Annotated in this window: 27 protein-coding genes; 12 read left to right on the top strand and 15 right to left on the bottom strand. The window is 36.8% G+C overall.

Annotation, left to right across the window (positions count from 1 at the left end):
* Positions 1–226 precede the first annotated feature (226 nt).
* The 6 genes from AB3I42_RS01395 (at position 227) to AB3I42_RS01370 (ending at position 5,399) form a co-directional block, all read left to right on the top strand.
* Positions 227–1,216, top strand: a complete 990-nt coding sequence (locus AB3I42_RS01395) for an acryloyl-CoA reductase (RefSeq protein WP_131773223.1) — start codon at positions 227–229, stop codon at positions 1,214–1,216.
* Positions 1,213–1,959, top strand: coding sequence for a phosphopantothenate--cysteine ligase (locus tag AB3I42_RS01390; protein ID WP_010738293.1), 747 nt, complete (start codon positions 1,213–1,215; stop codon positions 1,957–1,959). The genes AB3I42_RS01395 and AB3I42_RS01390 overlap by 4 nt, the downstream gene beginning before the upstream one ends.
* Positions 1,960–2,044: 85 nt before the next feature.
* Complete coding sequence (gene coaC, locus AB3I42_RS01385; protein ID WP_181914599.1) at positions 2,045–2,596, top strand: phosphopantothenoylcysteine decarboxylase; 552 nt, start codon at positions 2,045–2,047, stop codon at positions 2,594–2,596.
* Between the two features lie 16 nt (positions 2,597–2,612).
* Positions 2,613–3,257: an ECF transporter S component gene (locus AB3I42_RS01380; RefSeq protein WP_181914600.1), complete on the top strand. Its 645-nt coding sequence runs from the start codon at positions 2,613–2,615 to the stop codon at positions 3,255–3,257.
* Between the two features lie 507 nt (positions 3,258–3,764).
* The gene (locus AB3I42_RS01375; RefSeq protein ID WP_010719849.1) at positions 3,765–4,412 is read left to right on the top strand and encodes an SDR family oxidoreductase; all 648 of its coding nucleotides are present in this window, start codon (positions 3,765–3,767) and stop codon (positions 4,410–4,412) included.
* A gap of 3 nt (positions 4,413–4,415) precedes the next feature.
* The gene (locus AB3I42_RS01370) at positions 4,416–5,399 is read left to right on the top strand and encodes an NAD(P)H-quinone oxidoreductase (RefSeq protein ID WP_010738295.1); all 984 of its coding nucleotides are present in this window, start codon (positions 4,416–4,418) and stop codon (positions 5,397–5,399) included.
* Between the two features lie 102 nt (positions 5,400–5,501).
* On the opposite strand, the gene AB3I42_RS01365 is transcribed toward AB3I42_RS01370, so the two are convergent.
* Together AB3I42_RS01365 and AB3I42_RS01360 are read right to left on the bottom strand one after the other, a co-directional pair.
* The gene (locus tag AB3I42_RS01365) at positions 5,502–6,035 is read right to left on the bottom strand and encodes an isoprenylcysteine carboxyl methyltransferase family protein (RefSeq protein WP_010738296.1); all 534 of its coding nucleotides are present in this window, start codon (positions 6,033–6,035) and stop codon (positions 5,502–5,504) included.
* A gap of 210 nt (positions 6,036–6,245) precedes the next feature.
* A complete protein-coding gene (locus AB3I42_RS01360; RefSeq protein ID WP_081115105.1) occupies positions 6,246–7,757 on the bottom strand; it encodes a flavocytochrome c in 1,512 nt (503 codons plus the stop codon).
* Positions 7,758–7,994: 237 nt separating this feature from the next.
* Between AB3I42_RS01360 and AB3I42_RS01355 the strand changes: the two genes are divergently transcribed.
* The gene (locus AB3I42_RS01355) at positions 7,995–8,834 is read left to right on the top strand and encodes a hypothetical protein (protein ID WP_010719854.1); all 840 of its coding nucleotides are present in this window, start codon (positions 7,995–7,997) and stop codon (positions 8,832–8,834) included.
* Positions 8,835–9,054: 220 nt separating this feature from the next.
* Here the strand turns inward: AB3I42_RS01355 and AB3I42_RS01350 are convergent, their stop codons facing one another.
* The 4 genes from AB3I42_RS01350 to AB3I42_RS01335 all read right to left on the bottom strand — a co-directional run bounded on the left by AB3I42_RS01350 (position 9,055) and on the right by AB3I42_RS01335 (position 12,245).
* Entirely contained in the window at positions 9,055–9,360 is a 306-nt protein-coding gene (locus AB3I42_RS01350) for a bacteriocin immunity protein (RefSeq protein ID WP_010738298.1), read from the bottom strand.
* 280 nt (positions 9,361–9,640) lie between these two features.
* The gene (locus tag AB3I42_RS01345) at positions 9,641–10,225 is read right to left on the bottom strand and encodes an N-acetyltransferase (protein ID WP_010738299.1); all 585 of its coding nucleotides are present in this window, start codon (positions 10,223–10,225) and stop codon (positions 9,641–9,643) included.
* 107 nt (positions 10,226–10,332) lie between these two features.
* Positions 10,333–11,253, bottom strand: coding sequence for a UDP-N-acetylmuramate dehydrogenase (gene murB / locus AB3I42_RS01340; RefSeq protein WP_368022206.1), 921 nt, complete (start codon positions 11,251–11,253; stop codon positions 10,333–10,335).
* Positions 11,254–11,324: 71 nt separating this feature from the next.
* Positions 11,325–12,245, bottom strand: a complete 921-nt coding sequence (locus AB3I42_RS01335; RefSeq protein WP_010738300.1) for a Gfo/Idh/MocA family protein — start codon at positions 12,243–12,245, stop codon at positions 11,325–11,327.
* A gap of 114 nt (positions 12,246–12,359) precedes the next feature.
* Here AB3I42_RS01335 and AB3I42_RS01330 point away from each other — a divergent pair, with 114 nt between their 5' ends.
* From AB3I42_RS01330 to AB3I42_RS01320, 3 genes are all read left to right on the top strand, one after another.
* The gene (locus tag AB3I42_RS01330; RefSeq protein WP_010738301.1) at positions 12,360–13,112 is read left to right on the top strand and encodes an exodeoxyribonuclease III; all 753 of its coding nucleotides are present in this window, start codon (positions 12,360–12,362) and stop codon (positions 13,110–13,112) included.
* 191 nt (positions 13,113–13,303) lie between these two features.
* A complete protein-coding gene (locus tag AB3I42_RS01325; protein ID WP_010719861.1) occupies positions 13,304–13,837 on the top strand; it encodes a 3'-5' exonuclease in 534 nt (177 codons plus the stop codon).
* 196 nt (positions 13,838–14,033) lie between these two features.
* Positions 14,034–15,119, top strand: coding sequence for a hypothetical protein (locus tag AB3I42_RS01320; protein ID WP_081123020.1), 1,086 nt, complete (start codon positions 14,034–14,036; stop codon positions 15,117–15,119).
* Positions 15,120–15,216: 97 nt separating this feature from the next.
* Here the strand turns inward: AB3I42_RS01320 and AB3I42_RS01315 are convergent, their stop codons facing one another.
* From AB3I42_RS01315 to AB3I42_RS01300, 4 genes are all read right to left on the bottom strand, one after another.
* Entirely contained in the window at positions 15,217–15,741 is a 525-nt protein-coding gene (locus tag AB3I42_RS01315) for a GNAT family N-acetyltransferase (protein ID WP_010738303.1), read from the bottom strand.
* The gene (gene tsaE, locus AB3I42_RS01310) at positions 15,734–16,207 is read right to left on the bottom strand and encodes a tRNA (adenosine(37)-N6)-threonylcarbamoyltransferase complex ATPase subunit type 1 TsaE (RefSeq protein ID WP_010738304.1); all 474 of its coding nucleotides are present in this window, start codon (positions 16,205–16,207) and stop codon (positions 15,734–15,736) included. Before tsaE ends, AB3I42_RS01315 begins: the two co-directional genes overlap by 8 nt.
* A gap of 258 nt (positions 16,208–16,465) precedes the next feature.
* The gene (pta, locus tag AB3I42_RS01305) at positions 16,466–17,446 is read right to left on the bottom strand and encodes a phosphate acetyltransferase (protein WP_010719866.1); all 981 of its coding nucleotides are present in this window, start codon (positions 17,444–17,446) and stop codon (positions 16,466–16,468) included.
* A gap of 152 nt (positions 17,447–17,598) precedes the next feature.
* Positions 17,599–18,279, bottom strand: a complete 681-nt coding sequence (locus AB3I42_RS01300) for a uracil-DNA glycosylase (RefSeq protein WP_010719867.1) — start codon at positions 18,277–18,279, stop codon at positions 17,599–17,601.
* Positions 18,280–18,403: 124 nt separating this feature from the next.
* Here AB3I42_RS01300 and AB3I42_RS01295 point away from each other — a divergent pair, with 124 nt between their 5' ends.
* Together AB3I42_RS01295 and AB3I42_RS01290 are read left to right on the top strand one after the other, a co-directional pair.
* Positions 18,404–19,273, top strand: coding sequence for a Cof-type HAD-IIB family hydrolase (locus AB3I42_RS01295; RefSeq protein ID WP_306690240.1), 870 nt, complete (start codon positions 18,404–18,406; stop codon positions 19,271–19,273).
* Between the two features lie 23 nt (positions 19,274–19,296).
* Entirely contained in the window at positions 19,297–19,812 is a 516-nt protein-coding gene (locus AB3I42_RS01290; protein ID WP_010719869.1) for an LURP-one-related/scramblase family protein, read from the top strand.
* Between the two features lie 178 nt (positions 19,813–19,990).
* Here AB3I42_RS01290 and AB3I42_RS01285 read toward each other — a convergent pair whose 3' ends face one another.
* The 5 genes from AB3I42_RS01285 to AB3I42_RS01265 all read right to left on the bottom strand — a co-directional run bounded on the left by AB3I42_RS01285 (position 19,991) and on the right by AB3I42_RS01265 (position 23,785).
* The gene (locus tag AB3I42_RS01285; RefSeq protein ID WP_368022205.1) at positions 19,991–21,634 is read right to left on the bottom strand and encodes a choice-of-anchor A family protein; all 1,644 of its coding nucleotides are present in this window, start codon (positions 21,632–21,634) and stop codon (positions 19,991–19,993) included.
* A gap of 286 nt (positions 21,635–21,920) precedes the next feature.
* A complete protein-coding gene (locus AB3I42_RS01280; RefSeq protein WP_010719873.1) occupies positions 21,921–22,484 on the bottom strand; it encodes a GNAT family N-acetyltransferase in 564 nt (187 codons plus the stop codon).
* Between the two features lie 52 nt (positions 22,485–22,536).
* Positions 22,537–22,716 (bottom strand): hypothetical protein, encoded by a 180-nt coding sequence (locus tag AB3I42_RS01275; protein ID WP_010738307.1) that lies wholly within the window; start codon positions 22,714–22,716, stop codon positions 22,537–22,539.
* 77 nt (positions 22,717–22,793) lie between these two features.
* Positions 22,794–23,312 (bottom strand): hypothetical protein, encoded by a 519-nt coding sequence (locus AB3I42_RS01270; protein WP_010738308.1) that lies wholly within the window; start codon positions 23,310–23,312, stop codon positions 22,794–22,796.
* A 92-nt stretch (positions 23,313–23,404) separates the two neighbouring features.
* Complete coding sequence (locus tag AB3I42_RS01265; protein ID WP_010719876.1) at positions 23,405–23,785, bottom strand: VOC family protein; 381 nt, start codon at positions 23,783–23,785, stop codon at positions 23,405–23,407.
* Between the last annotated feature and the right edge of the window lie 249 nt (positions 23,786–24,034).

The following is a 24,034-nucleotide window of genomic DNA, read 5'->3' as shown; positions in this document are numbered from 1 at the left end:
ATGAAGTTTTCTAATAGTAAACATCAAGTTTACTCTCACTCGTACTAGTATACAAATTTTGATCAAAAACACAACCCTTTTTATTTTAAATTTCAAGAAAAACATCTTTTTTATTTGAAAGAATAAGTTTCACTTTTTTTAGTCACTAATCATCAGCGAATCACCATAAAATAGATTGATTTATGGTATGATAAAAGAAAAATTTTGAGAGGAGTTCTGTTTTTACATGAATAAATTTAAAGCGTTTCAAGTAAATAATGTTCCGCATTTTCATACTTCGATCATTGACCAGGAAATGCCTCTTTTATCAGCGAACGAAGTGTTGGTCAAAGTTGCTTATTCTGATGTTAACTATAAAGATGCACTAGCTAGTAGTGAATCTGGTGGGGTCATCCGCTCTTATCCTATGACACCTGGGATTGATCTTTCAGGAACCGTTGTCGAAAGTCGAGATGAACGTTTCAAAACAGATGATTCTGTTCTCCTAACTGGTTATGGCTTGGGCGTCACTCAACCTGGAGGCTATAGCCAGTACCAGAAAGTTTCTGGTGATTGGTTGATCCCACTTCCGAAAACCTTGTCACTTCGTCAGGCAATGGTATTAGGAACTGCTGGCTTTACTGCACTTTTATGTGTGAACGCCCTCATAACAAAAGGGATGAAGACGAGTGACCGTATTGTTGTAACCGGAGCATCTGGCGGAGTAGGCAGTACCGCTGTGGCAATTTTAAAAAAATTGGGTTTTACTTCGATCATCGCTCTTTCACGCAAAAAAGAATCGGTGGAATGGCTAAAAAAATTAGGAGCGAATGAAGTCCTATCCCCAAATGAATTTCTTCCTGAAAAGACAAAACCTTTAGGAAAGCAACAAATCGATTATGTCATTGATACGGTTGGTGGGGGCTTATTGACCCAACTCCTTCCTTTGATCGCCTATGATGGTGCTGCGACATTATGTGGAAATGCTGGAGGAATCAAATTGACCACTACTGTATTACCGTTTATTTTGCGCAATATCCAGTTGATCGGTATCGATTCAGTCAATGTTCCGCATGAAAAACGTTTCTCCTTATGGCAACAATTAGCTGATCTTGCTATTGCTGATGATCTTTTCGTTAAAGAAATCGCCTTGGAGGAATTGCCCAAAGTGATTCAAGGATTGTTAGCTGGGCAACATCAGGGAAGAACACTAGTTAATGTAGGTGAAATGAAATGAAGATATTGATTACGGCTGGTGGCACAAGCGAAAAAATTGATCAAGTCCGTTCAATCACAAATCATTCGACTGGGCAGTTAGGTAAAAAGATTGCTGAAACATTGGTAGCTGATTCAACAGTAACGATCGACTATGTCACGACAAACAGTGCTGTCAAGCCAACGTCACAGGACAATATTCGCTTTCATCTAATCGAGTCCACTCAAGATTTATTTGAAACTTTGGAAAGATTACTGACAAGTGACTCTTATGATGCCATCATCCATAGTATGGCAGTGAGCGATTTCACTCCTGCTTTTAGCCTATCTGAAGAACAATTGGCACAGAGCATTGACCAAACACCGCTAACGCCAGAACACCTTTCTTCATGGTTCCGAGACCATGAAATAAATCCTAATAAAGCTGAAAAAATCTCTTCTGACACAGAACACTTGTTAATTGCCTTGAAAAAAACGCCTAAGATCATCAGCTATCTAAGAAAATGGCAACCAGAAGCAACCATCATCGGCTTTAAGTTATTAGTCGATGTTTCAAAAACAGAACTTTTAGCAGTCGCCAAAAAAAGCATCATGAAGAATCAGGTAGACTACATCCTTGCGAATGATCTGACACAAATCGACGGAACAAACCATCACGGCTATCTATTAGGGGCAGACGGAACAATCAAAGAAGCTCAGTCCAAGGAAGAAATTGCTAAATTATTAGCATCGGTTATAATAGAACCAGTTTCCTTTAACCAATGAAACGCTGAAAAGAATTCTCTGATTTATTTCTTAAAACACAAAAGTTAAGCTTGATTTTAGCAGGGAATGAAAGGAGTAAACAATTATGAAAAAAATTCTATTGGGGGTTACTGGCAGTATCTCTGCTTATAAAAGTGCGGATATTACCAATCAACTCGTGAAACTTGGCTACCAAGTAGACGTGATCATGACAGAAAGCAGCACTCACTTCATCACGCCACTTACGTTACAATCTTTATCAAAACGTGCCGTCCATACCGATGTCATGCAAGAAAAAGAACCTTCAGTGATTAATCACATCGAACTGGCAAAACAAGCAGACTTGTTCTTGATTGCTCCTGCTACGGCTAATATTATCGGTAAATTAGCAAATGGATTAGCAGATGATCTGCTCTCAACAGTTGCAATGGCACTCCCTGCAGATACTCCGAAGTTGATTGCTCCTGCAATGAATACAAATATGTATCAACATCCGCTCAATCAAAGGAATTTAAATAAGTTAAAATCAATCGGCTATCAAGAAATCGAGCCAAGAGAGTCGTTGTTGGCTTGTGGTGATTTTGGCAAAGGTGCTTTAGCTGATACCCAAATAATCATTGATCAAACGGTACAATTGATTAATGAAAGAAACGCTTAATATAAAAGGAGTCATTATGAAAAACACACGTACTTTTGCTTTGACTGCTATGTTTTTAGCAATCATGATTTTATTAGCGGTCACACCGCTTGGGTTTATTCCTATTGGTCCAATCAACGCTACGACCATGCACATCCCAGTGATCATTGCATCAATCGTTTTAGGCCCACGTTTAGGTGGCTTTCTAGGAGGAACATTCGGCTTGATTAGTATGATCCGTAGTACGGTCATTCAAACACCTTTGTCATTCGTCTTCTCTCCATTCATTCCAGTGATTGGTACAGATCATGGAAGTTTGAAAGCATTGTTGATTGCTTTTATTCCACGGATATTGATTGGTGTTGTTCCCTATTTTGTCTATAAAGGAATACTAAAGTTAAGTAAAAATAAATTCCAAGGAGTTTCTTTGTTTTTAGCAGGCTTAGCTGGTTCTTTCGTGAATACGATCCTAGTGATGAATATGATCTATTTCTTATTCCAACAAGATTATGCTCAAGTGGTCGGAAAAAGTATCCATGCGTTATATACTGCTATTTTAGCTGTTATCTTTACGAGTGGTGTTCCAGAAGGAATCATCGCTGGAATTGCTACAGTCGCTGTTGGTAGTGTCTTGCTTCGTTTGATCATGCGACACCCCAACCTAAATAAGACAATTAGCTGATAGCGAACATGATCTTCTTTGAATCAAAACATCCATCCCAATTTTTGTTGAAATTGGTAGATGGATGTTTTTTACTTAAAAATCATCAACAGTATGAAAGCTTCTACTCCTTGGAGCAAGCCTGGATTTGTCCCATCTAAGTTCCCCATGCTGTTTATTATCCTATCCACGGCGTTCTCAGAGCTGATCTTCGGCAATAAGCCTGAATTTTTCAAAATATGTGAAGCTATTTTAAAAAATTCTTTCTTATTGTCTTCTAAGTCCTCAATGCTGTTCACAACCTTATCCACGGCGTTTTCAGAGCTGACCCTTCGGCAATAAGTCGAAAAATCTCAAAACATGAAAAGCTGTTTCGAGATTTTCCTCCTTATTGCTCCTGCGATTACTCGTCGCAGTTTCTACTTGGTGAGTGCTCAGGTCAGAACGCTCTGTTCACGACCTTCTTCTCGCATTTTTTTTGTTTAGTGTTATGATTGATAGTGATTATTATAAGAAAGGATGATTAAAATGAAAATTTTTGTTGTAGGTGCTAATGGCCAAATTGGTCGGCATTTAATCAAAGACCTTGCAACTACTAGACATCAAGTGACAGCAGGTGTACGTGAGGTTGCAACTCAATCTTTAGTAAAAAAAGATAATGTCACTTATGTTTCTTTCGATCTTACTTGGACAATTGAAGAAATGGCAGATGCTTTTAAAGGTTGTGATCTCGTTATTTTTGTTGCGGGTTCGCAAGGGAAAAACTTATTGCAGATCGACTTAGACGGTGCGATCAAGACAATGATAGCGGCCGAATCAGCACATGTTTCTCGCTACTTTATGATTAGTGCTGTTTTTGCCGAGGATCGCAGCAAATGGCCAGATTCTATGATTGATTACTACATTACGAAACATTATGCTGATGAGTGGCTGAAACAACAAACAACTTTAGATTATGTAATCATCCAGCCAGTGTCATTGACAAATGAAGAAGTTACTACAGTCCAACTGGCAAAACCAACCGAAGCCACTGCTAAAACCGTCTCTCGTCAAACAGTAGCTGCTGTTTTGACAGCTTTAGTGGAACAACCAACTATAACTAAAACAACGCTAGTACTATCTGAAGGAACGCAGGAAATTTCAACTGCGTTGCAGCAAATAGTCGAGGAGGAATAAGAAATGCGAGCCATCACGATCAAACATCCCGGTTCTGCCGAAGTACTACAAGAGATCGATGCACCAAAACCAATAGCGGAAAAAGGACAATTACTCATAAAAGTCCACACAGCGGCAATCAATCGAACGGACATCATGCGTCGAGAAACAACGAATCAACAGACTCCTTACCCAATTCTTGGCGTAGAAGTAGCTGGAGAAGTGGTTGAAAACCGAAGTGATAACCCAGATTTTGTACCAGGTACAAGGGTATGTGGGTTAGTCAATTTAGGCGGTTATGCCGAGTACGCAGTGATGCCAGCTGACCGTGCAATTCTACTGCCCGATACATTGGATAATGTTGCAGCGGCTGGTATTGCAGAAGTTTTTCTAACAGCTTACCAAACACTCTATTGGCTAGGAAATTTACAAGAAGGTGAAACTGTTTTGATCCACGCTGGAGCGAGCGGTGTGGGAACGGCAGCCATCCAACTAGCAAAACAACTTACTAAGGCAACCGTCATCGTCACTGCTGGTTCATCAGAAAAACTAGCTTTTTGTCAAAAACTTGGTGCAGATGAACAGATCAATTACAAAACACAGGATTTTTCAACCGAAGTAGCAAGAATTACCAATGGAAAAGGTGTTGACGTGATCTTAGATTTCATCGGAGCTTCTTATTGGGAGAAAAATTTAGCTTCTATTGCTATTGATGGACGTTGGGTATTGATCGGAATGTTAGGTGGAACAATTGTACCAGAGATTGATTTAGCTACCTTGATCACCAAACGAATCCAATTGATCGGCACTTTGTTGACTCCTCGAAGTGATCAGTACAAAGCTCAATTGACTCAAGAATTTATGCAAGTAGTTGGACCTTATCTAGCTGACCAACGAGTCAAACCAATTATTGATCGTACCTTTACATTGGCGCAAGTCCAAGAAGCTCATGAATATATGGAAGCGAATAAGAATATCGGAAAGATTATTTTGACGATAACAGAATAACCAACTTTTAAATGCAAATAGCAATCAAAAAAAAGCCGTAGAATTTCAAAAATAGGAGCAACTATTTTTGGATTCTACGGCTTTTTTTATTTAGCTAGTTTATTATGACTGCTTTATTTCTTTCTGTTTAATAGATGCAACTAATTGATTTTCCTTTTTTATTCGTAGATAGAGACAGAGACTATAAGGAAGAATAAAAATAATGAGTGTCACATAAGCATGAAAAAGAAGCACGACTCCAATCAATTCAGGTAAAATATTTAAAAAATAATTGGGGTGCTTGACCCGTTGGAACAACCAATGTTCAATCAATTGATGATCTGGTTCAAAGATCAATTTCACTGACCAATATTTTCCTAATAATTTCATGACCCAAAAGAGCATGATAAACGAAAATAGGATGAGACAAAATCCAATCCAGCTGACCCAATTAATTTGTGTTTTTTGAATGCTTCCCTCAAAGAAAGCAGAAAAATAAAACAGCGTATGTAAGATAGCTAACCATTTTGTAGTTGTTTTTCCATACTCAATCGCTCCTTCATGTAATAATTGGTTCGCATGCTTACTTGAAATTTTTAATACATACAATCGTACGAATGCGATTATCAAAAAGAAAGAATATAATTGTTGACTCATTCGTTTCACTCGTTTCTATTTTTATTTATTATCATCTGGAACGACCTGCAAAAGTCACTTATTTTCTATCAAATAATCATTTATTCAAAGTAAAGGAGTAGAACCATGATCGCATGTTCTTCACAGTTTGATAAAAGTATAGGAGAAAACTAACTTTTGACATGCTAGTTTTCTCCTAATTGACCGTCCATTTACTTTATATTTACGTTCTTAATTTTCACTGACGAATTTTGCTGCCTGTTGTCCAGCTTGTCGTCCAAAGATAATAATTTCAGCAACCGAATTACCACCAATCCGATTGTTCCCGTGTAGCCCCCCAGTTACTTCACCAGCAGCATACAACCCAGTAATCGGTTGATTTTCTTTATTCAACACTTCTGTCTTCGTATTGATTTTCACGCCACCCATTGTGTAGTGGATACCTGGGGCAATTTTGATCGCATAGTATTTAGGTTCTGTCAGCCCATTATCCATCGCTGTCGTCCGATTAAAAGCGTCATCCTTTTGAGTATCGACTGCTTTATTCCAAAATTCAAGTGTTTGAGCCAAATTGTCTGCAGGCACATTTACTTTTTCAGCTAATTCTGCCAGATCATCTCCTGAAGTCACGTAACCCTTTTGCTCATAGAAATCAATTGCTTTTGCTCGATCTCTTACTCCTTGATCAAAAATCAAATAAGCAGATTTTTCCGGTAAAGCTGTAATAGCTGCGGAAACTTTGTCTCTTGTATCTAATTCATTCACAAATCGTTGTCCTTCTTGGTTGACTAAAATAGCTCCCTCACCTCGAACAGCTTCACCAATCAAGACGCCTTCATCTTGTTGGACTGTTGGATGTATCTGGATTTTATCCATGTCGACCGTTTGACCACCTAGTTTTTCAATCATCGTGATTCCATCACCGGTTGAGCCTACTTGGTTAGTAGTGACATAGCCTGCTAAATCAGGACGGTATTTTTCAATCACTTCTTGATTGGCACCATACCCGCCAGTTGTCACTACAATTGCGTTCCCTTTGATTTCCTTTGGCTCTTCGCCTTGGACTTGTACAGTCACCTCATTGACTTTACCACTATTTTCTTTGATATCAGTTACATCTGTATTAACAAAAATAGGAATTTTACGTTCATGTACATTTTTTAACAATCCGTCAACTAAGTAACCACCGATAGCTGAGCCATCTGAAGGTCGGTGGGTTCTTTTTTCACTCATTCCCCCAGTAATTGTTAAATTATCCAATTTGATTCCATTTTGATCCAACCAATCAATCGCAGCGGCTGAATGATCAACGAAGTAGTGTAGTAATTCTTGATCATTGGTGCCACCTCCGCCTTTTAATGTTTCTTCGTAGAACGCTTCATTGGAGTCATTGATTCCGTCAGCTTGTTGGAATTTAGTGGCTGATGCATTCATTCCACTTGAAGATTTTAAGGTATTCCCACCTGCTACTGGCATTTTTTCAAAGATGACTGGGTTCAATCCAGCATCTTTTGCTTCAATCGCAGCTGTCATCCCTGCTCCACCTGCACCAACAATGATAATATCATAAGAGTCTTTCATTTCAGCTGGGTTGGTATACGTTTGTTCCGATGCACCTGAAGATACCTCTGTTTTTTCAGATGATTTCGTGCTTGTCGTCGTTTTTTCTTTTGAATCTGCACTACAAGCTCCCATTGTTAAAACTGATGTAATAACCACCAAACTTTTTAGCACTTTTTTCATTCTTTTCCTCCTAAATTTTAGTACTCCTTTATTTTAAGTGAAAAAATTCACAATTCCAACTATTTTTTTATTCTTTTTATCAATAAACAATGACTTTTTCATCTAGCATCTCTAGATAACTATTTTTGCTATTTTTTGTTGGCTGTTTTCTTATTCATTTAGGCGTTTTGGTACAAATAATTTTGGTTTGCGCTTTTACCCTAGTATAATCTTTACTATAGATAAAGGAGTTATTTTATGAACTATCTGAAAATGTTTTTTATGAATGGTACCAAAACCGCTGGAAGAATTACCCATGCGTTTTATATTCTTCTACGGGTCATCGTTACAGTAATGTTAGTCGATCAAATTTTTCAGCAAAATATGGGGAATACTTTTCTCTTATTGCTAACTCTAGTTTTATTTGAAATTCCTTATCTTCTAGAAAAAATGTTAAAGATCGAAATCCCGAATATGTTAGAAATCATTATTATTTCATTTATTTTTAGTTCAACTGTTTTAGGAGAATTAAGTGACTTCTACGGGTATTTCTCAATGTGGGATACTATCTTACATGCTTTAACTGGTTTTTTAGCTGGTGGGGTTGGTTTTTCACTTGTCTACTTACTGAACAAAAACACGAAAACAATGAATCTAACACCATTATTGTTAGCTATCGTTTCATTTTGTTTTTCAATGACAGTCGGTGTGATGTGGGAATTTGTTGAATTTTCAGCTGATCATATATTTCAACTGGACATGCAAAAAGATAGCCTTGTCCAACAAATCAATAGTGTGGAGTTAAGTAAAGATGGCAATACTGTCCACTCGATCCCTAATATCGAGCAAACCATCGTGGAATATAAAGATTCAGCTGGAAATACAGAAAAATATGTGATTTCTGGTGGTTATCTTGACATAGGGATTATTGACACGATGAAAGACCTATTCGTCAATTTTATTGGAGCCTTGACGTTTAGTATCTTTGGATATCTTTATAGTCAGAATGATTATCGGAAGTTTACTTTTATCCGTAACTTCATCCCCAGAAAAAAGAGAGAATCACGAACTGAAAGAAGAAAAGCACCTTCGAAATAAACAAAATTTTATTATCAATTATTCTTTATGTGATTCTATCGATAACTTTAGAAACTAGTATAAGAAAAATTGTCTACTATTAAAAGCCTGGGGCAAGGACGTCCTAGGCTTTTTTGATGGGTATAAAAACAAATAAAGTGTGTTCAGGAATTGTACTACTTACACTTATTAAAGAGATCAGATAAACCAGCTAGCAGTGGTTCCACGCTTCAGGGGATATTTATTGAAAAAATGGTCCAAAAGCGATAGGCGTCGAAGCTAATCCTCGACCTAATTCTTGTTCAAATCGCCCTATCGTAGAAATTTTTAAATAAAAAGCTGCGACTGGTGGTGTCAATTGACTCTTGATCGCTAAAGGGCGTAGTTGATATTCCAGATCTTTCATTACTCTTGGAAAATATTCTTGTTTTTCTAGTTTGTTTTTAGCCTCGATTAATGATACTCTTTCCCTTTCTTTGACTTCTTTATTAAGAATCAAGTCGTATAATTCCACTATAATTTGATTGATTTCTTCTGTTTTCTTCATGATATCGCTCCCTTTAATATCATTTGGCTCATCTTTCTCAAAGCTTTAATAAATATTAAATGTATTATAGTCTAGATTTACCTCTTCAGGTCATTCATTTCCTAAATAACTGTTTTCCATTCATAATTGTATCCTATAGTTATATATACATTCTTACATTTCAGCCTAAACCTATTTGAAATGAAACCAGTAGGTCGGAAAAAGAAAGCCGAAATAACCATGATCACAGAAAATAGCTGATTCTACTTTCCATTATCACGGTTATTCCACAAAAAGAATGTTAGTCTTTTTTAGCATTTATATTCAATTTTTCCAAAGTGTCCATTGCTAAGGGATACTCGCTATTCGGACGTCCATCAAAATTCTCAGCGATAATCGTAAACCCTAGCTTTTGGTATAGTTGAATGGCAGGATGACTCCAAGTTTGCGTATGCAGATACACTGGTCCATGAGATACCAGCTTTTGGAAAATACGCAATACTTCGATCGTTAATGCTTTGGCAATCCCTTTTCCTTGATGTCTCGGATCTACTGCCAGCCAATGAAAAAGCGGATAGCTTCCATCCCTCCGTTTTTTGAACCAAGCGGTACAAGTCGCGATTTTTTCACCTGTATCAGTTACAACGAAAAGCATTCGTTGCTGAAGTTCTTCTTGATAAGGTAAAAAAGCTCTCTGAAAGTAAGCAAGTGCTTCTGTTTCTGTTGCGAACTCTCCGACTGATTGTTCGATTCTTGCCCATTCGGTTTCATCGCCTAGACGGTAGTACTCAAAATGATACCCAGTCGCTAAAGATTGCGTAGGGAGACTGTCACTTAATGGACGAGTCATCCAAATCTCGGCATAAGGAACATGTTTATCTAGCATGAGCTAACTTCCTTTCTAAACAGAATAGCTCTTTCTATCTGTTTTATCACAAAAGTTTGAACATCTCACTGTAGTCATTGATGGCTAGTTCATTCAACTAGCAATGGTTACATGCTTGCATCCACTGTTTTTGCTTCGCCAATGATGCGTACTTCTGTTTCCAAAGACACATCAAATTTTTCTTTGATCACTTCTTGGATATGCGCGATCAATTCTGTATAATCCGTAGCGGTCGCATGATCAATATTGACAATAAAGCCAGCATGTTTTTCAGAGATTTGAGCGCCACCCCATTTTAAGCCTTGTAATCCAGCTTCTTGGATCAATTGACCAGTAAAATGCCCCACAGGACGTTTGAATACACTCCCACAAGAAGGATATTCCAATGGTTGTTTCGATTGACGTAATTCAGTCAGCTCGTCCATCCGCCCTTTGATTACTTCATGCTCTCCTGCAGTTAATTGGAAACGTGCTTCTAAAACGACTGCATCCATTTCTTGGATTTTACTATGTCGATAAGAAAACGCCATTTCTTCGTTGGTTAGAGTTTTCAACGTACCATCTGCTGATAAAACATCCACTTCTGCTAATACGTCTTTGATTTCACCGCCATAGGCACCTGCATTCATATAAACAGCGCCTCCGATACTTCCAGGAATGCCACAAGCAAACTCAAACCCGGTTAAAGAAGTATCTAACGCCGCATAGGTCGTATCGATCAATTTTGCTCCAGCTTCAGCTGTGACCATCGTCCCAGAAACTCGGATTTGTTTCATCTCAGTCAACATGATCACCATGCCACGAATCCCACCATCTTGAACAATCAAATTACTGGCATTACCTAAAACCATCCAAGGTACATCATGGGTTCGGCAATAATCCACTACTTCTTTTACTTCATTTTGTGTTTTTGGGAAAACGAGAACATCCGCTGGACCGCCCGTTTTGGTAAACGTGTAATTCATCAATGGTTCATCAAACAATAGATTGAGTGCTGGTAAATTTTTAACTAAGTCTTCTTTATTCACTGAGGATTTTCCTTTCTATATCAAACATCCCCATTATTCTATCACGCTTAAAACAAACTTGCCAGTTTCCCTCACATTTGTTGTCTTGTATGTTTGCGTAGCATTTCTTCACAAAGTGCATGACTTTGCATGATTCCTTGTTGCTTCAATCCTTCCATTGAAGGTTTTTCTTTGCTAATCTCTGCGAAAAATGTTTGAACCATTGGCTCAAAACCGCGTTTGACTAACGTACTTTCCCAATCGCCAAATTTTTCTATTTCGATACCAGATGCTCGTTGGATCGTCATATCCGTTAATTCCGCCACTTCATAAGTACCACTTTTACTAGTGATCTGATAGTTCTCGCTATTTGCTCCACTTAAAAGATCCATTGTTAAAATTGCTGTTTGATGGGCTGTTTCCAATTGTAAAACCGCAAATTCCAAAAATTCTTTTGTTTCACGGATCTGATATTTCGTACGCAAGATCGGTTCGTCCAAAAGATATACCGCCGTATCAACAAGATGTAAAAACAAATCATAGATCACAAATTCCGTTGTTTCCTGAGCTGCAATTCGATTTTTTTGTAACTGGATTAGCCGCTTCTCGGGGACTTGTTTCAAACGTTCGACCATTGGAGCAAAACGTCGATTGAATCCAACCATTAAGACAACTTGATTTTTATCTGCCAGTTCTTGTAATTCGTTGATTTCATTAAGGTCAACACTGAGTGGTTTATCGATATACACATGCACCTGATTTTCAAGACATTTTTTGGCTAATTCATAATGTACCTTTGTGGCTGCATGAATCATACAAGCCTTGATATCCTGAGACAGTAGTTCATCAATTGATTCATATAGATGGTCAAATCCATACATTTCATGGATTCGTTTTTTCGTTTCTTTGTTTCTAGTCGCAAAGTAGAAATCAATCTTTCCTTGATTTTTTGCATAAGTAGGTAAATACGCTTTTTCTGCAATATTACCCACACCAATCACACCAATTCGCATGTTCGTTCCTCCAATCCATTCATTACTCTTATCTTACACTATTTTTTAGTAAAATAAGGTACAATAGAACCACAAATGCTAATCTAAGATCCAAAAGAAAGGATGCGTATTTAATTGAAATTTATCTCCTGGAATGTGAATGGCCTACGTGCAATCGTCAATAAAAATTTTTTAGACGTCTTTCATGAATTAGATGCCGACTTTTTCTGTCTTCAAGAAACCAAACTACAAGCCGGTCAAATCGAATTAGACTTACCTGGCTATCATCAATATTGGAATTATGCAGAAAGAAAAGGCTATTCAGGCACAGCGATCTTTGCCAAAGAACCCGCACTAAATGTCTCTTATGGAATGGGCATTGATTTACATGATCAAGAAGGACGTTTGATCACACTTGAATACCCTGAATTCTTTCTAGTTACTTGTTATACACCTAATTCCCAAAATGAATTAAAACGCTTGGACTACCGTTTACAATGGGAAGAAGCCTTTTACCATTACTTAGAAGAACTAAAAAAACAAAAACCAGTCATTGTGTGTGGCGACTTAAACGTTGCCCACCAGGAAATTGATTTGAAAAATTGGAAAACCAATCAAAAAAATGCTGGCTTTACGATGGAAGAACGAACTGCCTTCTCACACTTGTTAGCAAATGGCTTTATTGATACCTTCCGCTATTTCTATCCTGAACAAACTGGTATTTATTCTTGGTGGAGTTATCGTTTCAATGCTAGAAAAAACAACGCAGGTTGGCGTATCGACTATTTCTTAACTAGTGACGAGTTGAAGCCACGCTTGATAGATGCAAAAATCCATACCTCGATTATGGGAAGCGATCATTGTCCCGTAGAACTAGACTTGAAATAATCTCATTGTTAGCCATCGTCATCCTAGGCAGGGCTGAATATTTTTATTAAAGAGAATGAAGAAAGACCAGCAAAGATGCTTCTTTTTTGAGCGTGGCCTTTCTTCATTTGATTGATTTTTTTTACATATCCATCACTTTCTTTTCTTCACTTTTTATGTTAGTGTTTATTTTTTAAGGAGGTTTTATGCACATGAATTTTGTTGCAATGGACTTTGAAACAGCCAACCATCAATCCCACAGTGCTTGTTCATTAGCATTGGTTATGGTCCAAAATAGCCAAATCGTTGATGAATATTACACACTCATCCAGCCAGAAACACCTTTTTTCTGGAGAAATGTTCAAATTCACGGTATTCATCAAGAAGATGTTCGTACTGCACCCAAATTTCCTGAAGTTTGGCAAACGATTCAACATTATTTCCAAAAAAACCGCTTAGTCGTCGCTCATAACGCAGCTTTTGATACGAAAGTTCTAGCTGGTTGTTTAGATTATTACAATTTGCTCCAACCTCATTATTTATCTTTATGTACGGTAAAAACCAGTCGTCGTTTATTTCCAGAGATGCCAAATCATCGATTGAATACTGTCTGTGAAAATTTAAATATCACTTTAGCGAATCACCATGATGCATTAGAAGACAGTCGTGCCTGTGCAGAGATTTTACTTTATCAAGAAAAACACTTTGGAACAGATCCTTTGAAAAAATTAGTTACCCTAAAATGAGCTACTAAAAAACAGGTAGACAAAAAATCTATGGTTGCTTTTTACAGGTAACCATGGATTTTTTGATCGCCTTTTCTAACCTTTATCCCCTTCATTCCAACCATTCACCAATTTTTTCTGATTATTTGAAAAGATGTCCTCGATACAACGGTAAGATATGAGACACTATACTCAATAAAAGTGAAAGGAGTATCATATGCCATACGTTAATGAGTTACACCGTCTCTGTGACATCTGGGCACTTACCTTAGGCTTGAAAGATAATGTTAATTGGATATCAAGTGATGATAAAACCAATTATCCTTTATTACTTTCGATTTATATTGAAACATTGAAACAAGATCACGATAATTTTTTTATTGAAGCAACAAAAAAAGAGAAGTTCATCCAGTCCCTTGAACGAAGTAAGCAATTTTACACATTTGGACATGGTGAAGAACTATCAAATGTCCTTCAAACTATGAGGGATGATGACCCTACAGATTTCATGCTTCTCCCAATTCACTATCTTTTAAAAAAACCGAAGATCGATCTCAACATGGGAGTAATAGATGGCTTTCGCGCTTCTGGATTATTGATTTATAAAGCCCCTACTGGTTATAAAGCAGTAATAGTTGATAAAATGAGACCTATTGATGGACTTCCTGTCTCCTACGTCTTGATTCCGCCAAAAAATTTATCCTCTCTTTGCGAAAAACTACTTTTAAACAATCAAGTTAAAAAGTACACAAAAGCAGAATTACCAACTATCAAAAAAAGAGAAATATTAGAGACAATCATTGATCACTCTATATCTAAAAAACTACTTCCTCTTAATGTATATACTGGCTATCAAAAAGTAGCTAATGATACTACCCTTGCAATAAAAGCACCTATCAAAACAGCATTATTTCACTGTCAATACGATATATTTAAATTGAGGGATCCATACTATGAAAAAATCACTTGGAAAAATGTTAGTTCTAATCCTGAGACTAATTCCAATCCTACGATAACTGCTCGTAAATCTTTATTAGCTACTATAAAAAAATTCAGTGGCGTCTCAAATTGTTTTGATCATTTATTTTCATGGTATTTAACAAAAAAGCAAAGAAAAGTCAACTATGACTATACCGTTGACTTTAACAAAGATCCCTTTATCAACCAAATTTTTACGGGAGAAATCAATAATAAATCATATTTCTATCAAAAAAAGCAACAGTGCATTACAGCTTCAAAGCACATCCAAAAATCTACTGTTTTTCGAAAAATAGAAATAAAAAATGCTAACCCTGTCCGATAAAGTACTAACGGGTCAAATAAACAAATGATTCAGAAAATCTATGTTGCACTCTTTAGATTTAGGAGGAATGAACTGACTATTCCTCCTAAATCTAAGATCAGTCAATCAATAAAGACATCCTATAGACATCCAAAAAGTCCCCATCATCTGTTCGGGCCCCTCTTTTCATAAGCGCTTCGATTTCAAAACCCATTTTTTGATACAAGTGAACCGCTCGTTCATTTCGAGTTTGCACATCTAGTTCTAGTCTAAAAAGTACACCATTTTCTTTCACCCAAATCAATACTTCTTCAAGCAACATCGTTCCTAAGCCCAAACCCCAATAGTCCTTTAAGATGCTGATCCCAACTTCTCCCACATGAGAGATGCGGTATTGTTCGCTTGCTTTAACAGAAACAACCCCGATGATTTTTTGACCCATACAAGCTAAGAGTAAAAGATTATTATTGCTGTCTTGTAGATATTCGATGGATAAAGCTAAGGCTTCATGTGTTAGCTCCATTCCTTGTTCATCCATAACCAAAAAGTCAGTCTCTTCCTCTACTTGTTGCATCATTGCTAATAGTTCACTGGCATCATTTGGCTGAGCTTCTCGAATGGTCAATGAGATCTCTTCACTCATTGTTTTGTCTCCATTGTTCCACGATCCGTTGTTTGAAAGCTTCACTTTGCTCCCCATATGCTTGCAATTTCACATATCTATATTCTAAATCTGTATCACTTTTTTCTAAAATCAGTTCCAAATAGTCTTCTGGTAAGGCTTCTTCTAAAAGATTCCCCCATTCAATGACAGATAGACCCTCTCCTTCAAAATACTCATCTAAACCAAGATCCGCACCACTAGCTGCTACACGATAAATATCCATATGATAAAGTGGCAATCTACCTTGATCATATTCCCGAATAATTGTATAAGTGGGGCTCTTGATCATTTGTTCGATTCCTAATCCGCGAGCAATCCCTTTGGTCAGCGTTGTTTTTCCGGCTCCTAAGTCACCAGTTAATACTAAATTATCCCCAGGCAGTGCCACTTCACCGATGACTTTTGCCAATTCTTCTGTCTTATCTAAACCACTTAATTCAATCATTCTAACTTACTCCTTCATCTAGCCTTTTGTGACAGTATATCGTGGATGGAAAATTTTTTAAAGCAAAAAAAAGCTTGGGACAAAGGTCGTCCCGAGCTTTTTCATATGTGTCAAAATGAATAAATGTTTTTCAATCATCAGCTCCTTGCAATAAGTCTAAATTTTTCAAAACATGAAAAATGTTTCAAAAAAATCAGCGCTTATACGCTCGGAGCCGATCGCTTCTTTCACGAACTCTTATTCATTGAGTCTTAGATCTTAATCTAATAATGTTTGGGCTGCAGTAATGATCGCTAATTTATACACATCTTCTTCGTTTGCTCCACGAGATAAATCAGAAACTGGTTTATTCAATCCTTGTAAGATCGGTCCGATCGCTTCAAAGTTACCAAAACGTTGAGCAATTTTGTAACCAATGTTTCCAGATTGCAATTCTGGGAAAACAAAGACAGTTGCTTGTCCAGCTACATCAGAATCAGGTGCTTTTAGTTGAGCCACTGAAGGAACATAAGAAGCATCAAATTGTAATTCGCCATCAATTACATATTGAGGCGCTAATTTTTTAGCAATTTTAGTTGCTTCGACCACTTTATCCACTTCTGGTGCTTTCGCAGATCCTTTAGTTGAAAAACTCATTAATGCTACTTTAGGATCAATATCGAATAATTCAGCAGTCTTTGCCGATTCTACAGCGATTTCTGCTAATTCTTGGGCATTGGGATTGACATTGATAGCACAATCTGAAAAGACATATTTTTCTTGGTCACGTCCACGTACCATGATCATCGCACCACTTGTTCGGCTGACGCCTGGTTTTGTTTTGATGATTTGTAACGCTGGACGAACAGTATCTCCAGTTGAGTGAATCGCACCAGAAACCATCCCGTCAGCAATTCCCATATATGTCAACATCGTACCAAAGTAATTGACATCTTTTAAGATGCTTTCTGCTTGTTCCTTGGATGCCTTTCCATTACGACGTTCCACAAAAGCTTCAACCATTTCATCCCATTTATCATAACGATTTGGATCAATGATCGTAAAACTTGAAGTTTTAATTCCACGAGCATGAGCAGCAGCTGTGATTTCTTCTTCGCTACCAATCAAAATAGGTTCCACTAATTCTTCCGCTTTCAAACGAGCTGCTGCACCTAAAATTCTTGCATCAGTTGCTTCAGGAAAAACGATTTTAATGCTGCGACGTACAATTTTGAATCTCAAACTATCAAACAATTCCACAAGATGACCTCCAGATATTTTCTATGTATCCATCATACACTATTCCTAAAAAAAAGAACAGTTTATTTTATCTGTATCAGTCAAAAAACCATTAGTAATGAAGTCTTTCACATAACATACAATCTGACATATAACAGGAAAACGCTGTCTTATTACACTGTTTCAGGTAATTGCCAATCGATCGGTGTTTCCCCTAATGCCATCAGTGCATCATTGGTCTTAGAAAAAGGTTTAGAGCCTAGGAATCCTCGATGAGCTGATAATGGACTAGGATGAGCAGATGTTAAAATGATATGCCGACTTTTATCAATCATTTTCATTTTTTCTTGAGCCGGTTTCCCCCATAAAATAAAAACGATTGGTTTTTCTCGTTCGTTTAATTTTTCAATGATTTTATCCGTCAATATTTCCCAACCTTTGCCACGATGTGAGTAAGCTTGACCTTCTCGGACCGTTAGTACCGTATTTAATAGTAAAACGCCTTGCTTAGCCCAAGAAACTAAATTGCCATGTTTGACCGGCGAAATACCTAAATCACTTTGCAATTCTTTATAGATATTGTTTAATGATGGTGGAATTTTAACCCCTGGTTGCACAGAAAAAGATAAGCCATGTGCTTGATTGACACCATGGTAAGGGTCTTGACCTAAAATCACAACCTTTACTTTTTCGTAAGGAGTCAATTCCAACGCTTCATAAATATGATACATATCTGGATGAATTTTCTGAGTCGTATATTCTTTCTTTAAAAAGTTTCTTAACTTTTGGTAGTATTCTTTTTCAAACTCATCTGTTAAAATCGTTTGCCAACTGTTATGAATGATTTCTTTCAATCGTTCCACCTCCAACAATCAGGATAACTCACAAATTCTTTCTTAACAAGGGGCAATCTTCGCGCGCAGTGTCATCTGGATATGGTAAACTAAGAAGAAGAGAAAGAAAGGAACGATGAGAGTTATGATCAAATTAATCGCATCAGATATGGACGGTACTTTATTAGATGCCCATATGAGTATATCACCCGAAAATGCCGAAGCGATCCGCTTTGCCAATGATGCAGGGATTGAATTTATGGTTGCGACTGGTCGCAATTATCAAGAAGCACGTGCGGCTTTAGATGAAGTTGGCATTGATTGTGCCATGATTACGCTAAATGGTGCGCAAGTTTTCGACAAAACAGGAATCTCCTTGTTCACTGTTCCAATACCGACTCTAAAAACTGCAACTGTCTTAGATATCCTTGATCAAAATGAGATTTATTATGAAGTATCGACCAATCGAGGGCTTTATTCTGAAAGCCAAGCCAAAAGAATTGAAAGCTTTGCCTCAATGATCTGTAGTCATCTCCCCCATTTAACATATAAAATGGCGATTGCGATGGCTTCAGTCAACCTTGAACTTTTGCATATCAATTATGTTGATAGTATTCGTGACTTGCTCCAAGACGAAACATTAGAGGTATTAAAAGTGATTTGTTTCCATACGGAAGGTCCGCGAGTATTGGGTCCAGTTGGAAAAGAAATCAGTGAACTGGGTGACTTAGCTGTTACTTCGTCTGGTCAAAACAATATCGAGGTCAATCACAAAAATGCCCAAAAAGGAATTGCTGTGGCTCATGTCGCACATGACCGAGGAATCGAATTAGACGATGTCATGGCGATTGGGGATAATTTTAATGACGTTAGTATGTTACAAGTGGCTGGTGTTAGTTTTGCGATGGGAAATGCTGAAATCGAAGTCAAAGATTACGCAAAATTTGTCACTGATACTAACCTGGAGTCTGGGGTCGGCAAGGCAATCTTACGGGCAATTTCCGAAAATCTATAATTTTCGAGAAAAGAGGGAGAAAGATGTCAGAATTTTTCATTCAAGAAAAGCATCTCAGTCGTGTCACGAGGACTGTTGTTAAAAATGAATCTGGTAAATCCATCTTCTTAATGGTTGGTCGTTGGGGAACAAAAGGAGATGCTTTGTCTCTTTATGCAATGAACGGAAATCTTGTGGCACATATTAAACAAACGAGTCTAACTTTCGGAACCCGTTTTGAACTTTATAAGGATTTTAAAAAAGTAGGAACGATGCAAAAAATCTTTAACTGGCCCGGGGATTTTTACTATGTACGTCGTCTTCATTGGACAGTTCAAGGAGATATCTATAACCATCAATATCAAATCCATCATTTTAATCAACGAATCATGAAAATGGATAAAGCAACGCTTTTTTCTGGAGATTATTATGTACTTGATATTCCAATGGAAGAAAATGCGCCTATCTGTATCTGTATCGCAGCTGTATTAGACTACTGGTTATATCGTAAAAACCATGACAAAGATACACCTCTTTCTTACCGATTAGACACAAATTAACTTGCTCCTTCTTATAATCAGAATAACTTCAAGAAAAAATAAGCCATCCTCTAGGAAACAAGACCCGCTAGTCAGAGCAAACGAACTTAGCAGATACGCTTCATGTAGGAAGGCTTATTTTTAGTTGGCTCAGTCAAACACTTGATGAGCCTTTATTTATTCTTCTTATTTATGCTTCTTATTTATGCTTCTTTCTTCTCATAAATCCCACAATAACAACTAACACAATAATCATTCCACCAACAATTGCTAACCATTTATTGGAAGCACTATTTGTTTTTGGCAAAACTTGCGAATCTTGATCTTGAAAATCCATTGACCGCGATTCATCGGTTACGTTAGTTGTTTCATTTGTGGAACTGTTAAACTCATTTCTATCTAAATCAGTACCCTTCCCTTGTTGTGGGATGGTGCTATTCATTCCATTTGATTGATTAGTTTTATCATTATTATTAGGATACACCTGATTGGTATCCTCTCCGCTCATACTTGGATCAATATGAAATGGAGTTGGCGTGTCAGTATCACTATTACCATTTGTTGGGTTGCTACTGCTGTCACCACTTGTTGGGTTAGTACTACCGTCACTGCTTGTCGTGTCCGTACTGCTGTCACTGCTTGTCGTATCCGTACTGCTGTCACTGCTTGTCGTATCCGTACTGCTGTCACTGCTTGTCGTGTCCGTACTGCTGTCACTGCTTGTCGTATCGGTATCACTGTCACCACTTGTTGGGTTAGTGCTACTGTCACTGCTTGTGGTGTCCGTACTGCTGTCACTGCTTGTCGTATCCGTACTGCTATCGCTTGATCCAGAATTATCTGGATTATCAGCAAGGAAAATTTCGTTAGGGTCCCAACGATTGGTTGCTGCATTTAGCGTAACATTTTTTCCGATAATCGTTCCATCCATATTTTGATTGGCTGTGACATCTGCTCGTGGCGCAATAATGGTACCTTGAAAAGGTACATTTATCGCCAAGTTCGTTACATTACTTGGGAAATTCCATGAAATATTTGCGTCAGAAAAATCTTCCGTTTCATGATTTGCTCGATTATTGTAATGAATTTGTGACTGGATCGTGAAATCAGTTGGTGCATTGATGACATTCATAACCAAAATTTTATTTTCAGAATTTACAATATTCAGTGGTGTATTCATTGATAACACTGAAGCATCCACATTGATGATTACAACATCTGAACTTCCCATTCCTGTTACATCAATCGTTCGATTATTCATATCAGGAAAATCACTTGAAAGATAGGTTTTAGCAGGAGTAATCGACATCAAACTTTCCGAAGCTCCTTCTAATTTTGCAAATTCCGTGTCAAAATCAATATAAGTATTCCCAGGTCGATCTTGATAAAGTTCTGAAGCAGATAAATGGTCGATCCTTGAGCCATTCACCACTGCCCGATCATTTTCGATCCCTGTACTAATTGAAGAACCTACAACAAATTTATTTACTCGGTTACTATTTCCCGAAGTAAAGGATGAGCCAATCAAAGAATCAGTTGCTTGAACATAGTTGATTTCTAGTTGGAGGTCACCCGTGATGATATCTGTCCCAAAATTATTGTTTGCATCTAGCTCTTTTGTTGCAACATTACCATTTGTATGCGCGTTTATCGTCGTTTTTTCTTTTGCGAATATATGGAATTGAGAAGCAATCCCTAATATTCCATAATCACCAGTTAAATCATCATAGATGCTACCAGAATCTTGAGGCGTATAAGTTTCCGCTATTGCAGGTAGAGCAACAAAGAGATTTAAAAATAATAGCATAACACCAAATATATTCCCAATTTTACTTCTTAACATTTCAACGGTCCTTTCCTGTCTCCAAGCCCAGTGACGAGCGATAGAGCATATTTTAATACTTAAAAAAAGACCCGTCATTACAGAATAATTGAAAATAAATGAAAAATATTTTCATAAAAAAGAGATTATAACAACTATCATTTAATATATACAACTGACATTTATGAAAACAAAACAAAAAAAGAGTGAAAAACCTTGTTTTCACTCAACATTTTATCAAATAATAGTTACAACAATTTAAATGTCTTTATTAAAAAATAATAAGTTTGATTTAATTAAGAAACCATTAAATTTCCTTTTGCATGTGATCATAAAGATGATCACTGATTTTCCTTTTACCTACTACTTTAAATCCGTGACGTTCATATAATCTTTTGGCGTTAGGATTCTGTTCATCTACACTTAAACCAATAACATTTCGCCCAGTTTTTTTAGCTAATTTAGGTAAAGCTTCAAGTAAGTGTGAACCTATTCCTTGTCCTCTAAAAGCTTCCGAAACGGAAATGGAATCCAAATACCATTCTTTAGGAAATGTTTCTTGATCTACAAATAATTGTTCCTTATCTGTAATTCCATGTTTTTCTAAAATTACTTCTAAGGGTTTATCGATAAATGGCTCTTCTTCATCTGTGTAGCCAAATGCTACACCAGCTATCTTGCCATCAATTTCTTCAACAATTCCTCTTGTATAACTGTAACGATAATCGGGATCCATAATGGCTTCTTCTAAGATTTCAATTGTTTTTTCTTTCCCATACTTTTGTAAAAAAGGTAATTCCATATCATTTAAAATAACTAAAATAAGCGGAGCAATCTCTTGAGCATCCTCTTTTTTTGCAAAACGAATCATTTCATTCTCTCCTTTTTTTCATTCTATCACTGAAAAATAAAGATCAAAAGAGTTATTTTAAATAATCCTCGATTTTTTGGGTAACAAAATAACCATGTGAAACGATGCGAGCAGCTTCTGTCCGGCAATAAGGACAAACGATCGGCATTTCTTTATCAACATGTTCAACTACATTGTTGACTTCTTCATAAGTAAACTTTTTCCCGCAATTTGGGCATTTCATCTTTTCCATAGCAATGACTTCCTTTCTTTTTTACACATTTAGCTTACTCTTATATTGTAAAAAAGAAAAATGATAGCTATTGATTTTTAGGCACGAATCAACAAAACAGATTCTTCATTATCCTCTGCTAATTTGATCTCATAGTATAATTTGTCGCTTTTCATTAGCAAAACCCAACTTCTTACTTTAGCATTGCGCTTTCCACTTTGTTTAACAGCTTCTTTCATTGCCTTTTGAGGAGATTTGCTTGAGTAGATCTTTTTGATGTCAAAGAATGGTTGGTTTTCGGCTAATTTACTCGAACGAACAGCTGGCTTTCCGGTTGTAGGATTGACAACAAGCATTTGTTCAGAATCTACGAAAAGATATTGAAAGGTATTGTTTGTTTGTTGTTGGACATCCTCTTTTGGTACAAACTGAACCATTTGAACTTTTGTTTTATTTGTTTCTTTTTTAAAGATTCCCACTGCTTTTTTCAGTGAGATTTGATATTCTTGTTCACTAATATCATCATAACGAAACGTAGCAGTCAATAATCCTAACGAAGCCGTTAGCCCAATAAGTATGAGAATAGCTGACCCAAATAAAATTTTTTTCATCTTCATCAGTGTCTCCCTTTTCCTTTTTTTACTAGCATATCAAGATTTTTTATTAAAAAAAATCGAATGACAGAAAGAAAAAGTGACAATTTTGTTACTTATTCATGTAATTCTAACGGCAAGCCATCTGGATCAAAGAAAAAAGTCATTTTTTTCCCAGTAAATGTATCGATTCGAATTGGCTCAGTTTCGATCCCTTTTAAACGAAGCTCTTCAATGACAGATTCAATCTGTTCCACTTTAAAAGCCAGATGTCTTAATCCACATGCTTCTGGATAACTTGGACGTTTAGGCGCATTAGCTACCCCGAATATTTCTAATTCAGCTGTTCCAAGCTTTAAATCTAATTTATAATCTTCTCTTTCCGCACGATAATTTTCACGGATTACTTCAAAGCCTAACTTATCAACGTAAAATTCCCGTGATTTTTGATAGTCAGATACAATAATTGCGACATGATGGATAGCAGATAAATTCATTTTTTTACTCCTTTACTCTTTTATTCTTTTTCATATTTTAACATTTTCTTTGGTCAAAAGTTTTTTATAAAGAAAAAAATGGAAAGTTCACCTACGTCGGTTGACTTCCCATTCTTTCATCAATTCAATGTAAAGTTTTCATGTTTCCAGAAAACAAAGCAAAAAGTATCATAACACATATTATTTTAAATTGAAAGACTAGAAATATTTTTTGAAAGTAATACAATAGGTTGTGTCAACAAATCTAAC

Source organism: Enterococcus sp. C53, assembly GCF_040887425.1.
Lineage (GTDB): Bacteria > Bacillota > Bacilli > Lactobacillales > Enterococcaceae > Enterococcus_B > Enterococcus_B hirae.
Note: the sequence above shows the minus strand (reverse complement) of the source record. Positions and strands in the feature narration are given on the sequence as shown.

Excerpts from the sequence above, each read along its gene's own strand:
- AB3I42_RS01355 (WP_010719854.1), top strand. The coding sequence starts at position 7,995 with ATGAACTATCTGAAAATGTTTTTTATGAATGGTACCAAAACCGCTGGA.
- AB3I42_RS01335 (WP_010738300.1), bottom strand. The coding sequence starts at position 12,245 with ATGCGAATTGGTGTGATTGGTGTGGGTAATATTGCAGAAAAAGCGTAT.
- AB3I42_RS01285 (WP_368022205.1), bottom strand. The coding sequence starts at position 21,634 with ATGTTAAGAAGTAAAATTGGGAATATATTTGGTGTTATGCTATTATTT.
- AB3I42_RS01350 (WP_010738298.1), bottom strand. The coding sequence starts at position 9,360 with ATGAAGAAAACAGAAGAAATCAATCAAATTATAGTGGAATTATACGAC.
- coaC (WP_181914599.1), top strand. The coding sequence starts at position 2,045 with ATGAAAAAAATTCTATTGGGGGTTACTGGCAGTATCTCTGCTTATAAA.
- AB3I42_RS01295 (WP_306690240.1), top strand. The coding sequence starts at position 18,404 with ATGATCAAATTAATCGCATCAGATATGGACGGTACTTTATTAGATGCC.
- AB3I42_RS01325 (WP_010719861.1), top strand. The coding sequence starts at position 13,304 with ATGAATTTTGTTGCAATGGACTTTGAAACAGCCAACCATCAATCCCAC.
- AB3I42_RS01345 (WP_010738299.1), bottom strand. The coding sequence starts at position 10,225 with ATGCTAGATAAACATGTTCCTTATGCCGAGATTTGGATGACTCGTCCA.
- AB3I42_RS01320 (WP_081123020.1), top strand. The coding sequence starts at position 14,034 with ATGCCATACGTTAATGAGTTACACCGTCTCTGTGACATCTGGGCACTT.
- AB3I42_RS01390 (WP_010738293.1), top strand. The coding sequence starts at position 1,213 with ATGAAGATATTGATTACGGCTGGTGGCACAAGCGAAAAAATTGATCAA.
- AB3I42_RS01370 (WP_010738295.1), top strand. The coding sequence starts at position 4,416 with ATGCGAGCCATCACGATCAAACATCCCGGTTCTGCCGAAGTACTACAA.
- AB3I42_RS01380 (WP_181914600.1), top strand. The coding sequence starts at position 2,613 with ATGAAAAACACACGTACTTTTGCTTTGACTGCTATGTTTTTAGCAATC.
- AB3I42_RS01365 (WP_010738296.1), bottom strand. The coding sequence starts at position 6,035 with ATGAGTCAACAATTATATTCTTTCTTTTTGATAATCGCATTCGTACGA.
- AB3I42_RS01395 (WP_131773223.1), top strand. The coding sequence starts at position 227 with ATGAATAAATTTAAAGCGTTTCAAGTAAATAATGTTCCGCATTTTCAT.
- AB3I42_RS01360 (WP_081115105.1), bottom strand. The coding sequence starts at position 7,757 with ATGAAAAAAGTGCTAAAAAGTTTGGTGGTTATTACATCAGTTTTAACA.
- AB3I42_RS01290 (WP_010719869.1), top strand. The coding sequence starts at position 19,297 with ATGTCAGAATTTTTCATTCAAGAAAAGCATCTCAGTCGTGTCACGAGG.
- AB3I42_RS01275 (WP_010738307.1), bottom strand. The coding sequence starts at position 22,716 with ATGGAAAAGATGAAATGCCCAAATTGCGGGAAAAAGTTTACTTATGAA.
- AB3I42_RS01375 (WP_010719849.1), top strand. The coding sequence starts at position 3,765 with ATGAAAATTTTTGTTGTAGGTGCTAATGGCCAAATTGGTCGGCATTTA.
- AB3I42_RS01265 (WP_010719876.1), bottom strand. The coding sequence starts at position 23,785 with ATGAATTTATCTGCTATCCATCATGTCGCAATTATTGTATCTGACTAT.
- AB3I42_RS01280 (WP_010719873.1), bottom strand. The coding sequence starts at position 22,484 with ATGATTCGTTTTGCAAAAAAAGAGGATGCTCAAGAGATTGCTCCGCTT.
- AB3I42_RS01270 (WP_010738308.1), bottom strand. The coding sequence starts at position 23,312 with ATGAAGATGAAAAAAATTTTATTTGGGTCAGCTATTCTCATACTTATT.
- tsaE (WP_010738304.1), bottom strand. The coding sequence starts at position 16,207 with ATGATTGAATTAAGTGGTTTAGATAAGACAGAAGAATTGGCAAAAGTC.
- AB3I42_RS01315 (WP_010738303.1), bottom strand. The coding sequence starts at position 15,741 with ATGAGTGAAGAGATCTCATTGACCATTCGAGAAGCTCAGCCAAATGAT.